Raw genomic sequence first — 12,946 nt, 5'->3', positions numbered from 1 at the left:
CTCTCGATGGTCGCCGTCACGACGGCCGGAAGTTCAGCGGGTAGGGGATCTGCTCCGCTCCGGTGGTCTCGACCCCGGTGACACCGTCGCCCACGTAGTAGAGGGTGTCGGTGCGGACGACCGGGACGAACCAGGCCAGGTCGACGATCCGCGCCTGCATCCGCCGGTAGAGCTCGCCGCTCTCCTCCGCAGGGGCCGCGGCGGCGCGGCGGACCAGATCGGCGACCTGCTCGTCGATCACGCCGAACGGGTTCCCGACGCCACCGGGCAGGAACAGGGCGCCGGCTTGTATGAACGCCGGCTGCCCGCCCCACGGCGTGGTGAAGGCGCAGAACTTCTTGCTGGTCAGCTTCGAGACGAAGTCGTTGAACGTCGGCGCCGTCGTGACGTCGAGTTCGACGCCGACCTTGCTCAGGTACGCGCCCACCGCCTGCACGAGCTGGGCGTCGGGTCCCTGGGTGACGACGACGCTGATGCTGACGCCGCCCTTGTGGCCTGAGGACGCGAGGAGCTCCTTCGCCTTCTCCGGGTCGTAGGGGTACCTGCTCTCCAGGGCGGGGTCGTAGTTGTCCCAGCCCTCCGACTGCGGCTGGACGGTGGGCCCGCCGTACTTCCCCAGCAGTGCGCGGGCGATGGCCCGGCGGTCGATGGCGTGGTTCAACGCCTGGCGCACGCTCTGGTCGCCCAGCGCGGGGCACACCTCGCCGGAGCGGTCCATCAGGAACAGCCCGTTCCAGCCCGCGGGCGAGGTGAGCACCTTGAGCCCGGCGGCTTCGGCCTTGTCCGCCGTTGACGCGTCGCCCTGCGCCACGTCCACCTGGCCGGTCTGCATCGCACCCAGCAGCGCGCTCGGGTTCGCGATGACCCGGAACACGATCTTGTCCCACTTGACCGCCGGCGGGTTCCAGTACTTCGGGTTGGGGACCAGCGTGAAGTGGTCGCCGATCACCGTCGCGCCCTTGTCGAGCAGGTACGGCCCGGCGCCGAAGGTGTCGGCGCCGAGCTGCGCGGGGTTCTCGGTCGCCTTGGGGTTGATGACGGCGCCGGCGAGGTAGTCCTGGCTGAGGAGCTGCGGCAGGACCGGGTTGGGCGCCGAGAGGTCGAGGCGCACCTTGGTCGCCGAGAGGGCCTTCGCCGTCTTGACCGCGGCGAGGGTCGCGGCCGGCGGGCCGTTGGCGCCCTTGAAGTACGTGATCGACTTCGCCACGGCCTCGGCATCCAACGGCGTTCCGTCGGCGAAGGTCACGCCCTCGCGGATCGTCAGCTCGAAGCGGGTGTTGCCGGAGCCGACGTACGACCAGTCGGTGGCGATGCCGGGGCTCAGGCTCCCGTCGGGGTTCTTCACGATCAGCGTGTCGTACGCCAGTGCGATGAGCTGGCTCGCTCCGGTGTTCGTCTTCGCCGGATCCAGGCTGAGTGGTTGCTGGACGAGCCCGATGGTCAGGGTGTCGCCGGACGACTCCCCCGGGTCGCCCGAGCACGCGCCCGCCGCCAGCGCGGCGGCGGCGAGGACGATGACGAGATTGCCGAGCCGCAGGCCGCGTGTCGTGCGGCGAACGATCCGAACCATCGGGAACCTCCAGAATCGAAGTGCTTCGATCGAAGGTAGTGCTGCATGTCCTGTCGGTCAACAGCATGTAAACTCCACGTCGGGACCGAGAACCCCGCTACCGTTGGCTTCGTCGAAGCACTTCGACAGGAGGCGTTGTGACGACCATCTACCAGGTCGCCGAGCGGGCGGGCGTCAGCATCTCCACGGTGTCGCTCGCGCTCAACTCACCGGAGCGGGTCCGGGCCGCCACACTCCAACGAGTGCTCGCCGCGGCCGACGAACTCGGGTTCGTCCCCAAGGCCGACGCGGCGAGCCGGGCCCGCCGGGGCATAGGCCGGATCGGCGTGGTAGCGCCGTTCACGTCGTACAGCTCCTTCAGCCGCCGGCTCAACGGGGCCATGCAGGCCGTGAACGAGCACCCGGCGGAACTGGTGGTCTACGACCAGGAGTCCGCGGCGATCGCTTCTCCCCGGCTCGCGAGCCTCCCGCTCACCAAGCGCCTCGACGGCCTCATCGTGATGGCGCTGCCGCTGGACGACGCGGCCGCCAGACGGCTGATCAACCATCGCCTGCCGACCGTCCTGGTCGACATCACCCACCCCGACTTCAGCAGCGTGTCCATCGACGACGCGGCGGGCGGCCGGCTCGCGGCCAGGCATCTGCTCGAACGCGGCCACCGCGAGATCGGCTACATCCAGGAGCACAAGATCCCCACCCAGCTCCGCCTGCCGCCCGAAGGACGCCTGACCGGCTTCCGTGACGAGCTCGCCGCGCACGGCGTGGCCCTGCCCGCGAGCCGGGTGCGGACGGTGAGCCACGACGTGCGCTCCGCGGCCGCCGCGGCGGCCGAGCTGCTGGACCAGAATCCCCGGCCGACAGCGATCTTCGCCTTCGACGACCAGATCGCCGTCGGCGCGCTGCGGGCCGCTCACGAACGGGGCCTCCGCGTCCCCGACGACCTGGCGGTCGTCGGGTTCGACGACGATGAGCTCGCGGAATGCGTGGGCCTGACCACGATCCGCCAGCCCCTGGAGGAGTCGGGCAGAGCGGCGGTGAACACCCTGCTCGCCGAGATCGCCGACCCTCAGCGCCCCAAGCAGCGCGTGACGCTCGGTCTCAGCCTGGTGCGGCGAGAGACGACATAGGCGCCGTCATGCCTCCCAATCGGTGAGGACGGATTCGGTGCCGGCGCCGTCTGGAAGGGATCGGGGCGGCGCTGGGGGTGTGCGGGAGAACCGGGGGGCCGGCGCCGGCTGGGGGACGCCGTCGACCTCGATGATGGTGCGGCGGGCGGCGATGTGCGGGTGCGCGGCGACCTCCTCCAGAGTCAGCACCGGTGTCACGCAGGCGTCCGTGCCGGCGAAGACGCGGGCCCAATGGTCGCGGGGCTGCGTACGGAAGGTGGCGGCGAACCGGGCGCGCAGCGTCGGCCAGCCCTCGCGGTCCATCTGGCCGGGGAGGTCGGCCGGGTCGAGGCCGAGGCCGGCCAGCAGCGCGGAGTAGAACCGGGGTTCGAGCGCGCCGACGGCGACGTAGCGGCCGTCGCGGCACCGGTAGGTGTCGTAGAAGGGGGCGCCGCCGTCGAGCAGGTTGGCGCCGCGGCGGGTCTGCCACTGCCCCACGCCGGTCAGCGCCCACAGGACCTGTCCGAGGACGCTGACGCCGTCGACCATCGCGCAGTCGATCACCTGCCCCTCACCCGACCGCCCCCGCTCCCACAGGGCGGCGAGAACGCCGGTGAGGAGCATCATGGAGCCGCCGCCGTAGTCGCCGACGAGGTTCAGCGGCGGCACGGGGCGTCCGTCCGGGGGTCCGATGGCGTGCAGGACGCCGGTGAGGCTGAGGTAGTTGATGTCGTGGCCGGCGCGCCGTGCCAGCGGGCCGGTCTGGCCCCACCCGGTCATGCGCGCGTAGACGAGCCGGTGGTTGGCGCGGCGGCACTCGTCCGGGCCGACGCCGAGGCGTTCGGCGACCCCGGGCCGGAACCCTTCGAGCAGCACGTCGGCCCTGGCGGCCAGCCGCCGTACGATGTCGCGGCCGGCGGGCGTCTTCAGATCGGCGTGCACCGACCGGCGTCCGCGCAGCAGGTGGTCCGGCCGGCCGGCGGCGAGGTCCAGCCCACCGGACGGCCGTTCGACGCGTACGACGTCGGCGCCCAGATCCGCGAGGATCATCGCGGCGTGCGGGACGGGGCCGATCGCGGCGAGTTCGACGACGCGTAACCCGGTGAGCGGCCCCTGCCCGGCCGCGGCGGGCACGGGCTGCGGGGCGGCGTTCGGACGGGCGTGCCGGGCCGCGCCCGAGCCGGTCGGGATGTGTGTGCCGGTCATAGCGATCGGGCGATCAGTTCTTTCATGATTTCGTTGGTGCCGCCGTAGATCCTCTGGACGCGGGCGCCGGCGTACATCCGGGCGATCGGGTATTCGGTGATGTAGCCGTAGCCGCCGAAGATCTGCAGGCAGCGATCGATGATCTCCGACTGTTTGTCCGTGGCCAGGTACTTGGCCATGGAGGCGGTCGCCATGTCGAGGGCGCCGTCGAGATGGCGCATGATGCAGTGGTCGACGAACGTGCGCAGCGCGAGCGCTTCGGTGCGGCATTCGGCGAGCACGAACCGGGTGTTCTGAAAGGCCAGCAACTGCTGTCCGAACGCGGTGCGGGTCTTGGCGTATTCGACGGCGAGGTCGACGGCGTGTTCGGCGGCGGCGACGGCGCTCACGGCGATGGTCAGCCGCTCCTGGGGCAGTTGCGCCATCAACTGGCCGAAGCCCTGGCCCTCCTCGCCGAGCAGGTTGGCGACCGGCACCCGCATGTCGGTGAAGGACAGCTCGCGGGTGTCCTGGCCGTGTTGCCCGATCTTGCTGAGGACGCGGCCGCGGTGGAAGCCCCGCAGTCCCCGGGTCTCGGCGACGATCAGCGACAGCCCCTTGCCGCCGCGCTCCTCGCCGGTGCGCGCCGCGATGATCAGCAGATCGCAGTGGGTGCCGTTGGTGATGAAGGTCTTCGACCCGTTGATCACGTAGTGGTCGCCGTCGCGGACGGCGGTGGTGCGGATGGCCTGCAGATCACTGCCGGCGCCGGGTTCGGTCATGGCGATGGCGCCGACGAGCTCGCCCCGGGCCATGCCCGGCAGCCAGCGCCGTTTCTGTTCCTCGGACCCGTAGGCGTTGATGTAGTGGGCCACGATCGTGCTGTGCACGTTGTAGGCCCAGCAGTCGTCGGCGATGCGGGCCTGCTCCTCGATGACGACGGCCTCGTGCGCGAAGGTCCCGCCGCCGCCTCCGTACCGTTCCGGGCAACTGATGCACAACAGCCCGATCGCGCCCGCCGCGTTCCAGAACTCGCGGTCCACGGCGTGCTGCCGTGACCACAGATCCTGGTTCGGTTCCAGCTCCTTGGCCAGGAACCGGCGGGTGAGGTCGCGCAACTCGTCCAGGTCGTCGGTCATCCATGGCGAGCGGTAGCTCATCGGTCTCTCTTTCTGCGGCCGGTGAGGGTGGGACGGCGCTTGGCGCGGAACGCCCGTACGTCTTCGCGCGGATCCGCGGCGCCGAGGAGGCTGCCGGGCATGTCAGGCATCTCCGCTTCCGGAGATGTAGTGGTCTCGGTACTGGGCGCGCAGCCGCCTCTTGTCGATCTTGCCGACGCTGGTGCGGGCGATCTCCTCGACGAACAGCACCGACTCCGGAAGCTGCCAGGAGGCGAAGCGCGGGGCGAGATGGTCGCGCACCTCCTGCTCGCTGAGCGTCCGGCCGGGTTCGGTCACCACCAGCGCGACCGGGCGTTCCTGCCATCTGGGGTGGGGCACGCCGACGACCGCGGCCTCGGCGACGGCGGGGTGGGCCACGATGGCGTTCTCCAGGTCGATCGAGGAGATCCATTCGCCGCCGCTCTTGATGACGTCCTTCATCCGGTCGGTCAGCTTGAGGTAGCCGTGTTCGTCGATGGTTCCGGCGTCGCCGCTGCGCCAGTAGCCGTCGGCGGTGAACCGGTCGTCCGAGTCGGGCAGATCGTGGTAGCGGGCGGTGATCCAGGGGCCGCGCACGCAGACCTCGCCGACGCTGACGCCGTCGTGCGGCTGATCGCGGCCGTCCTGGTCCCGCAGCACGACGTCGACGCCGGTGAGCGGCAGCCCCTGTTTGCGCCGCAGGTCCCACAGTTCCTCGGGGTCGAGGTCGCTTTTCAGGCTCCGCTTCCACCGGTTCACCGCGATCAACGGCGTCGTCTCGGTCGCGCCGTAGCCGTGGATGACGTCGGCTCCGGTGGCCTCGTGGAATCCCCGCATCAGCGTGAGCGGTGGCTCGGCGGAACCGGCCAGCAGCCGGGTCCGGCTGAAATCCGGACGCAGGCCGTGCGCGCGGATGTGGTCGAGCATCGGCTGGAAGATCACCGGCGCGCCGTTGGCGATGGTGACCCCCTCGTCCATCATCGCGGTGATCAGCGGGCCGGTGTCCTCGGCGACGTAGCGGCCCGGGAGCACCAGCTTGCCGCCGGTGAGGGTCGCCGCCTGCGGCAGGCCCCAGCACTGGGCGTGGAACATGGGCGTGATGAGCATCGTGCAGTCATCGAGCGTCATGCCCAGGGCGGCGGCCTCGGCCATCGCGTGCAGATAGATCGCCCGGTGGGAGTAGTAGACGCCCTTCGGACGGCCGGTCGTGCCGGTGGTGTAGCAGGCGCTGTAGGCCGAGCGCTCGTCGACGACGGGCCAGTCGGCGACCGGCGTCGCGGCGGCGAGCAGGTCCTCGTAGTGGTGGACGGGCCGCAGCGTGGTCTCGATCCGATCCAGCGGCCGGTCGGTCAGCACGATCCAGCCCTTGACGCCGCTGACCCGTGATGCGATGGATTCGGCCAGCGGCAGCAGCGACTCATCGACCGCGATGAGCGAGGCGCCGCTGTGGCCGACGACCCAGGCGATGTCCTCCGCGGCCAGCCGCAGGTTCATCTGCAGCATCACCGCCGCCAGACCCGGTATCGCCCAGTACAGCTCGAAGTGGCGGCGGCCGTTCCAGTCCAGGACGCCGACGCGGTCACCGGGCGACACCCCCAGCGCGCGCAGGGCGTCGGCGGCCCGGCAGACGCGCTCGTAACAGTCGGCGTAGCCGTAGCGCTCCCAGCCGCCGTCCGGGAGCCGGTAGACGATCTGCTGGTCCCCGTGGGTACGGGCGGCGTGGCGGATGAGGGTGGTGGTGTTGAGCTGGTAGTCGTCACCCATCGTCGAGGGGTGGCCGCGGACGATCTGTCGTGTCATGCCGGATCTCCCGTCACCGCGGCACCATAGGTACGGTCGATGAACTCCATGGCGGTGTCCCTGGTCAGAGGCGTTCGATGACGGTGGCGTTGGCCATCCCGCCGCCTTCGCAGACGACGACCAGCCCGTACCGCGCCTGCGTGCGGCCGAGTTCGTACACCAGGTCGGTCAGCAGGCGCGCGCCGGTCGATCCGAGCGGGTGGCCGATGGCGATCGAGCCACCGTTGACGTTGAGCCTGTCGGCGCCGACCCCGAACTCCTTGGCGAAGATCAGCGGTATGGGGGCGAACGCCTCGTTGACCTCGATGCGGTCGATGTCGCCGATCGACAGCCCCGCCTGGCCGAGCGCCTTGCGGGCGGCGGGCAGGATGGCGGTGAACTGCAGGATCGGGTCGTCGGCCGCGACCGCCATCGCGCGGATCACCGCTTTGGGCCGCAGGCCCGCCGCTTCGGCGGCGCCGCGTTCGGCCACCAGGACGGCGGCGGCGCCGTCGCTGATCTGCGAGGCGTTTCCGGCGGTGATCAAGCCGTCCTCGGCGAACACCGGCTTCAGGGCGGCCATCTTCGCCGGATCGACGGCGGAGCGGATGCCTCGTCGCGGGTGATCAGCCCGGAGGCGTCCTCGCCGCCATCGGGGGTGATCGGGACGAGCTGGCGGGCGAACGCGCCCGCCACGGTCGCGGCGTGGGCGCGGCCGTGGCTTTCGGCGCTGTAGTCGTCGAGTTCGCCGCGGGTCAGGCCCCAGCGCCGGGCCACCAGCTCCGCCGACGGGCCCTGGGCGCGGAGGTTGCCGTCGTAACGGGCCAGCGCGCGCCGGCCGTACCAGGGGCCCAAGCCGCCGGCGGGATTGAACAGGGGGCCGAGATCGACCCGGGACATGGATTCGACGCCGCAGCCGATGGCGAAGTCGTACTCGCCGCTGCGGACGGCCTGGGCGGCGAAGTGCACCGCCTGCTGACCCGAGCCGCACTGGCGGTCGATGGTGGTGGCCGCCACCCGCTCGGGGAGCCCGGCGCCGAGGGCCGCCCAGCGGCTGACGTTTCCGGCCTGCTCTCCGTGCTGCAGGACGCAGCCGGTGATGACGTCGGCGATCCGCGCGGGGTCCACGCCGCTGCGGGCGACGAGGGTGCGCAGCGTGTGCGCCAGCAGGTCGGTGGGGTGCCATGCCGCCAGGACGCCGTTGCGCCTGCCCACGGGGGTTCGGACGGCATCGACGATCACTGCTTCTCTCGTGCTCACGAAAACCCTTCACAAATCGCCGGCTCGGAGGAGGGATGCGACCGGTGCTCCCGCGCGCCGGAGCGCGGCGGATCGGGTGCCCGGGGCGTGACGTGCGGCCCCCTCGCGAGGCGTGGTACCGAGCGGTCTACGCGGTTCCACGCGCGGGCACCTCCACCCGGACCGCCAGAATGGTGGCCTCGCGGGCGTTCTTGCGTGCCTCTTCGTGGAAATCCGGTGCCGCGCAGACGAACAGCGTGCGGCCGTCCTCGCCGCCGAGCGCGCAGGCGAAGACCGCGGTGCCCGGCGTGATCTCGTCGAGGATCTCACCGCCCTCGCGCAGGCGGACGACGCGACCGCCCACGGCGTCGGCGACCCACAGCGCGCCCTCGGCGTCCAGGGCGGCCCCGTCGCCGGCGACGGCGAGCTGACCGAGCACCTTCGGGATCTCGGTCTCGGTGGGCAGGTCACCGAACCTCGCCCACTCGCGCCGATGAGCGAGCGTGCCGTCGTCGCCGATGTCGAAGGCCGTGATCCGGTTCCCAAAGGTCTCGTTGACCAGCAGGACCTGGTCGTCGGTGATGACGCTGCCGTTGGGGAACCACAGCTCCCCCGCCGCCTCGGTGACGGTTCCGTCGGGATCGACCCGCAGGAGACCGGTGGGCTTCAGCGGCTCCCCTCCCATGAGGTCGAAGCCGAAGTCACCGACGAAGGCGCGCCCATGGCGATCGACGACCATGTCGTTGAGATGGCCGCCCGCCTTGTCCCACAGGTCGGCATGGGTCGCCAGCGTGCCGTCGGCCTCGCGGCGCAGCAGCTTCCGGTCGCGCATCGAGACGATCAGCAGGCGCCCGTCGGGAAGCCAGCCGAGCCCGGACGGCTGCCCGGCGACCTCGGCCTCGACGCGCAGCTCGCGGCCATCCTCCGCCGCCGACAGCACCTGATGGGTGTACATGTCGGAGAACCACAGCCGCCCCTGGTGCCAGCGCGGCCCCTCGGTGTACGAGAACCCGGTCAAGACGGTGGTGATGTCGCGACTCATCTTCGCCCTCCACTGGACGGTTGCGCGGCGCGGACGTTGCGCGTGAGCCCTCGGGGTGAACCCTGTCGCGCCGGCCGGTGACGCCACACGCCCCGGCGAGGTTCCCGCCTCGTGAACCCGCATCGCAACTTACTAAGCGCATAGTAACTAGCGGGCAGGCGATGTCAATGGGGGCGTCGGGTGTTCGTCCCCGCCCTGCCCACGCGAACCGCCGCAGGGGGCAGGGCGCGAAAAGGCGCCGGGCGGCACCGGGCGCAGCCGGAGTCGCCCGGCGCCTGGCGGCCGCCGGGGGCGGAGTGGCGCCGAGGGAAGGCGGGGCTATCGCACGCCGAGCATGCGCAGGGCGAGCCCCGCGTAGACCTCGGCGAGTTTGTCGGGCGAGTCGGCGCCGTCGAGCCGGTACCAGCGCACGAGATCGACGCCGAGCGACAAGATGGCCCGGACGACCCGGTTGACGTCGTCGACGTCGAACACGCCGGCGGCGACGCCCCGTGACACCGCGAACCGGAACACGTCGGTGATGCCTTTGCGCACCGCGATGATCTGCCGGTAGTGCTCCGGCGTCAGGGCGGTCAGCTCGAACTGGCACACGCGCGCCACGGTGTGATGGCGGGCGTGCCAGCCGACCAGGCCGCGGACGAGGTCGGCCATCGCGGTGACCGGGTCGCGGTCCGCGCCGTCGCGCGCCGCCTGAGGGCCCAGCGCCTCCAGCGCGCGCTGGTGCCCGATGCGCATGATCGCGAACAGCGCCTCCTCCTTGGAGGGGAAGTGCACGTACAGCGCCGCCGTGCTCAACCCCGCGCCGGTGCCGATGTCGCGCGTCGTGGTGGCCTCGAACCCCTTCTCGGCGAAGCACGCCACCGCCGAGGTCAGCAGGCTCCGCGCGACGGGCGGGTACTCCGAGCCCCAGAACTCCTCATCGGTCTCGTCGTCCACCAGCGCCGACGCCTGCGGCCGCGGTCTAGCCCGCCTGGCGGCCATGGCCCGCCCCCCTCACGACCGGTTGCCTGTTCATCAACCTCATTCTCGGTTACCGTCCCACCTTCGGTCCCGGGCGCCCTTGACAGAGATCCAGGGCGAAGTAATTATGCGCTTAGTAACTTTAGCACTGGGTCTACTCGACGAGGAGGCGCGGCCATGCGTAAGGGCATCGTGGTCACCGCGCACGTAGGGGTGGAGAAGCTCGCGGCGCAGGCCGAGGAGCTGGGCTTCAGCAGCTTCTGGGTGTACGACACCCCGATGCTTCACGGCGATCCGTTCATCGCCCTGGCCTTGTGCGCGAAGGCCACGAGCCGCATCAAGCTCGGCGTCGGGGTGACCTCACCGGCACTGCGGTCCGCCCCCGCGGCCGCCAATCACTTCGCCAGCCTCAACGCGCTGGCGCCGGGCCGGGTCATCTGCGGCATCGGGACCGGCAACACCGCGAGGCGCACCCTCGGCATGCTGCCGACCAAGATGGCCGAACTGGAACGTTTCACGGCGGCGCTCCAGGACCTGTGCTCGGGCCGGCCGACGCAGTACCGCGAGGGCGACCGGGTGCGCGAGGTCCAGTTCATGCACATCGGCCCCTACGTCAACACCACCGACCCGATCGAGTTCGTGGTGGCGGCGTTCGGTCTCAAAGCCTCCGCGATCGCCGGCCGCCGCGGGACCGGCGTGCTGTCGTTCGGTCTGCTCGACCCGGGTGCCTGGGCGGCGTTCACCCAGGAGCGCAGGAACGCCGCCCGCGCCGCGGGCCGGCCGGCCGAAGCGGACTCCTACGTGATGACCTCGATGCACGTCCTCGCCGAGGGAGAGGACCGCTACGGCGACGCCTCGCGTGACGCGATGGGACATATCGCGTTGTCACTGCTGGCCTTCGCCGCGGACAACCCGTCCTTCGCGGCGAATCTCTCCGAGGAGGAGAAGGACGCGGTGCAGCGGCTGCTGGCCCGGCGCGGCACCACCGCGACCTCCGACGAACGGCACAAGGTGCTGTATCGCAACTACCTGGGCCGCATCGCCCCGGAGGATCGCGACCTCGTCCTGCCCTCACTGGTCGACAAGCTCGGCCTCGTCGGCACCCCCGACGAGCTCACCGCCCGCATCGCGGAGATGGAGAAGTCGGGCGTCAACGAACTGGTCATCCAGCCGGTCGTGGATCCGGTCGCCGAGATGACCGAGTTCGCGAAACTCACCGTCTGACCCACCCACCCACCCGCCTGCCGGCCGGCAGATCGAGGAGGGCGTCGCCTGCTACCTCGCCGCCTGTCAACCGGCCCGGCCGCGCCGCCGATCGTCGGCGCCCGGGGCCGGAAGGGCTGCTCGCGCGCGGCGTCCATCAGAAGCGCCGCGGCGGATCCGCCCGTCCGGATGGCCTCAAGCGGTGCTCTTCAACGTCGCGTTGCTCGTCAATCTCGCGATCGCTTCGTCACGCATCAGGCTGCGTCGCACCTTGCCGGCGTCGTCGCGTAGCGGGGTGTCGATGAACTCGATGGACCGCGGGATCTTGTAGCGCACGATCTTGTCCGCCAGGAAGTCCAGCAGCTCCTGCGCCGTCGTCCCCTCCTCCGCCTGCACGAGCGCATGTACGCGCTGCCCGAGGTCATCATCGGGGATGCCGACCACCACCGTGGAAAGCACCTTGGGATGAGCGTCGAGCGCACTTTCGACTTCGGCCGGATAGATGTTCGCGCCACCACTGACGATCATGTCGATCCGGCGGTCGCTGATGTAGACGTAGCCGTCTTCATCCTTCCAGCCGAGGTCTCCGAGCGTCTCCCAGTCGCCGGTTCCCCGGGGCTCGGCGCCTATGTAGCGGTAGGTCGCGGGCGTGCCCTCCGGCCGCTTCATGAAGATCTCGCCCACGGTGCCCGCAGGGACCTCGTCGCCGTTGGCATCGAGGATCTTCATCTGCCCGATGACGGGGCGTCCCACGGACCCGCGATGCCGCAGCCACTCCTGTCCGGAGATCACGGCGACCGCCTGCATCTCGGTGCCGCCGTAGAGCTCCATGATCTTCTCCGGCCCCAGGCGATCGATCCACGCCTGCTTGAGCCACTCCGGGCACTTCGATGCCATGTGCCAGATGACCCGGATCGAGGAGAGGTCGTAGCGCTTACCCGCCTGGAGCACTCGGTGCATGCGGTGCAGCATGGTGGGCACGAGCATCAGCCAACTGACCCTGTACCTCTCGATCAGCCCCAGCAGTTCCTCGGCGTCGAACCTCTTCATGATCACGAGGTGTTGGCCGAGCAGCAGTCCGCCGATGGAGAACACCAGAGGCCCGTTGTGATAGAGCGGCCCCACCACGACCTGAACGTCGTCCGGGCGACTCCGGAACAGCAGGGCGTTCAGCGCCGGCGATCCCTCCGCCGGAGACCCTGCGACGATGATCTTGGGTCGTCCGGTGCTGCCACCTGACGTGGGCGCCTTCCAGGCCGGCGACACCACTTCCGGGAGAGGCTCGTCGCTGATCGTCTCGTCCGGCCGGTATCCGGTGGGCAGGCCCGCGAACCCGGGGTGGTCCGATTCCGCCACGCCCACCAGCAGCTTCGGGCCGGCCAGATCGACGATCGCCTTGCGCTCCGCGAGCGGCAGGCGGTAGGAGAGGGGCATCGGCACTCCCCCGACCTTGAGGGTGGCGAGGAACGCGACGAAGAAGTCGATCCCGTTCGGCAGCGCGATGGCGACGAAGTCGCCCAGGCCCACACCTTTCTCCGCGAAGGTCCGCGCGAGACGATTGGATCGCCGTTCGAGCTCGCCGCGGGTGACCGACTCCTCGCCGCAGGTGAGGGCGGGAGCGTCGGGCTCGGCTTCGGCCAGGCGACGCAGGGTGCGTACGAACGGCTCGGAGGGACTCTCGGCGAGGATCCGCTCCACCATCGCGGCGTCCATCTGGTGTTCT

Annotated in this window: 10 protein-coding genes and 1 pseudogene; 2 read left to right on the top strand and 9 right to left on the bottom strand. The window is 70.6% G+C overall.

Annotation, left to right across the window (positions count from 1 at the left end; translation table 11 throughout):
* Window positions 1–16: 16 nt before the first annotated feature.
* Window positions 17–1,570 carry an ABC transporter substrate-binding protein gene (locus HNP84_RS28345; protein ID WP_185052990.1) on the bottom strand — a complete coding sequence of 518 codons (1,554 nt, stop codon included), beginning with the start codon at window positions 1,568–1,570 and terminating at the stop codon, window positions 17–19.
* Window positions 1,571–1,707: 137 nt separating this feature from the next.
* On the opposite strand from HNP84_RS28345, the gene HNP84_RS28340 reads away from it, so the two are divergent.
* A complete protein-coding gene (locus tag HNP84_RS28340) occupies window positions 1,708–2,697 on the top strand; it encodes a LacI family DNA-binding transcriptional regulator (protein WP_185052989.1) in 990 nt (329 codons plus the stop codon).
* Window positions 2,698–2,703: 6 nt separating this feature from the next.
* Here the strand turns inward: HNP84_RS28340 and HNP84_RS28335 are convergent, their stop codons facing one another.
* From HNP84_RS28335 to HNP84_RS28310, 7 genes and pseudogenes are all read right to left on the bottom strand, one after another.
* Complete coding sequence (locus HNP84_RS28335) at window positions 2,704–3,882, bottom strand: CaiB/BaiF CoA transferase family protein (protein ID WP_185052988.1); 1,179 nt, start codon at window positions 3,880–3,882, stop codon at window positions 2,704–2,706.
* Entirely contained in the window at window positions 3,879–5,021 is a 1,143-nt protein-coding gene (locus HNP84_RS28330) for an acyl-CoA dehydrogenase family protein (protein WP_185052986.1), read from the bottom strand. The genes HNP84_RS28335 and HNP84_RS28330 overlap by 4 nt, the downstream gene beginning before the upstream one ends.
* A 102-nt stretch (window positions 5,022–5,123) precedes the next feature.
* A complete protein-coding gene (locus tag HNP84_RS28325; protein WP_185052984.1) occupies window positions 5,124–6,800 on the bottom strand; it encodes a long-chain-fatty-acid--CoA ligase in 1,677 nt (558 codons plus the stop codon).
* A gap of 64 nt (window positions 6,801–6,864) precedes the next feature.
* A complete protein-coding gene (locus HNP84_RS56240) occupies window positions 6,865–7,212 on the bottom strand; it encodes a hypothetical protein (RefSeq protein WP_312925945.1) in 348 nt (115 codons plus the stop codon).
* A 111-nt stretch (window positions 7,213–7,323) separates the two neighbouring features.
* Window positions 7,324–7,994 (bottom strand): annotated as a pseudogene (locus HNP84_RS56235) (thiolase family protein); the annotation flags it as partial.
* Between the two features lie 172 nt (window positions 7,995–8,166).
* Window positions 8,167–9,060, bottom strand: a complete 894-nt coding sequence (locus tag HNP84_RS28315; protein WP_185052983.1) for an SMP-30/gluconolactonase/LRE family protein — start codon at window positions 9,058–9,060, stop codon at window positions 8,167–8,169.
* Window positions 9,061–9,378: 318 nt separating this feature from the next.
* Entirely contained in the window at window positions 9,379–10,041 is a 663-nt protein-coding gene (locus HNP84_RS28310) for a TetR/AcrR family transcriptional regulator (protein ID WP_185052981.1), read from the bottom strand.
* Between the two features lie 156 nt (window positions 10,042–10,197).
* Here HNP84_RS28310 and HNP84_RS28305 point away from each other — a divergent pair, with 156 nt between their 5' ends.
* Window positions 10,198–11,244 carry an LLM class flavin-dependent oxidoreductase gene (locus HNP84_RS28305; protein WP_185052980.1) on the top strand — a complete coding sequence of 349 codons (1,047 nt, stop codon included), beginning with the start codon at window positions 10,198–10,200 and terminating at the stop codon, window positions 11,242–11,244.
* 174 nt (window positions 11,245–11,418) lie between these two features.
* Here the strand turns inward: HNP84_RS28305 and HNP84_RS28300 are convergent, their stop codons facing one another.
* Window positions 11,419–12,936 carry an AMP-binding protein gene (locus HNP84_RS28300; RefSeq protein ID WP_221336862.1) on the bottom strand — a complete coding sequence of 506 codons (1,518 nt, stop codon included), beginning with the start codon at window positions 12,934–12,936 and terminating at the stop codon, window positions 11,419–11,421.
* Window positions 12,937–12,946 lie beyond the last annotated feature (10 nt).

Source organism: Thermocatellispora tengchongensis (assembly GCF_014202315.1).
GTDB lineage: Bacteria > Actinomycetota > Actinomycetes > Streptosporangiales > Streptosporangiaceae > Thermocatellispora > Thermocatellispora tengchongensis.
Note: the sequence above shows the minus strand (reverse complement) of the source record. Positions and strands in the feature narration are given on the sequence as shown.

What these genes read in the sequence shown, in the direction of transcription:
- HNP84_RS28300 (WP_221336862.1), bottom strand. Translation starts at nt 12,936, where the DNA reads ATGGACGCCGCGATGGTGGAGCGGATCCTCGCCGAGAGTCCCTCCGAG.
- HNP84_RS28345 (WP_185052990.1), bottom strand. Translation starts at nt 1,570, where the DNA reads ATGGTTCGGATCGTTCGCCGCACGACACGCGGCCTGCGGCTCGGCAAT.
- HNP84_RS28305 (WP_185052980.1), top strand. Translation starts at nt 10,198, where the DNA reads ATGCGTAAGGGCATCGTGGTCACCGCGCACGTAGGGGTGGAGAAGCTC.
- HNP84_RS28310 (WP_185052981.1), bottom strand. Translation starts at nt 10,041, where the DNA reads ATGGCCGCCAGGCGGGCTAGACCGCGGCCGCAGGCGTCGGCGCTGGTG.
- HNP84_RS28335 (WP_185052988.1), bottom strand. Translation starts at nt 3,882, where the DNA reads ATGACCGGCACACACATCCCGACCGGCTCGGGCGCGGCCCGGCACGCC.
- HNP84_RS56240 (WP_312925945.1), bottom strand. Translation starts at nt 7,212, where the DNA reads ATGGCGGTCGCGGCCGACGACCCGATCCTGCAGTTCACCGCCATCCTG.
- HNP84_RS28325 (WP_185052984.1), bottom strand. Translation starts at nt 6,800, where the DNA reads ATGACACGACAGATCGTCCGCGGCCACCCCTCGACGATGGGTGACGAC.
- HNP84_RS28330 (WP_185052986.1), bottom strand. Translation starts at nt 5,021, where the DNA reads ATGAGCTACCGCTCGCCATGGATGACCGACGACCTGGACGAGTTGCGC.
- HNP84_RS28315 (WP_185052983.1), bottom strand. Translation starts at nt 9,060, where the DNA reads ATGAGTCGCGACATCACCACCGTCTTGACCGGGTTCTCGTACACCGAG.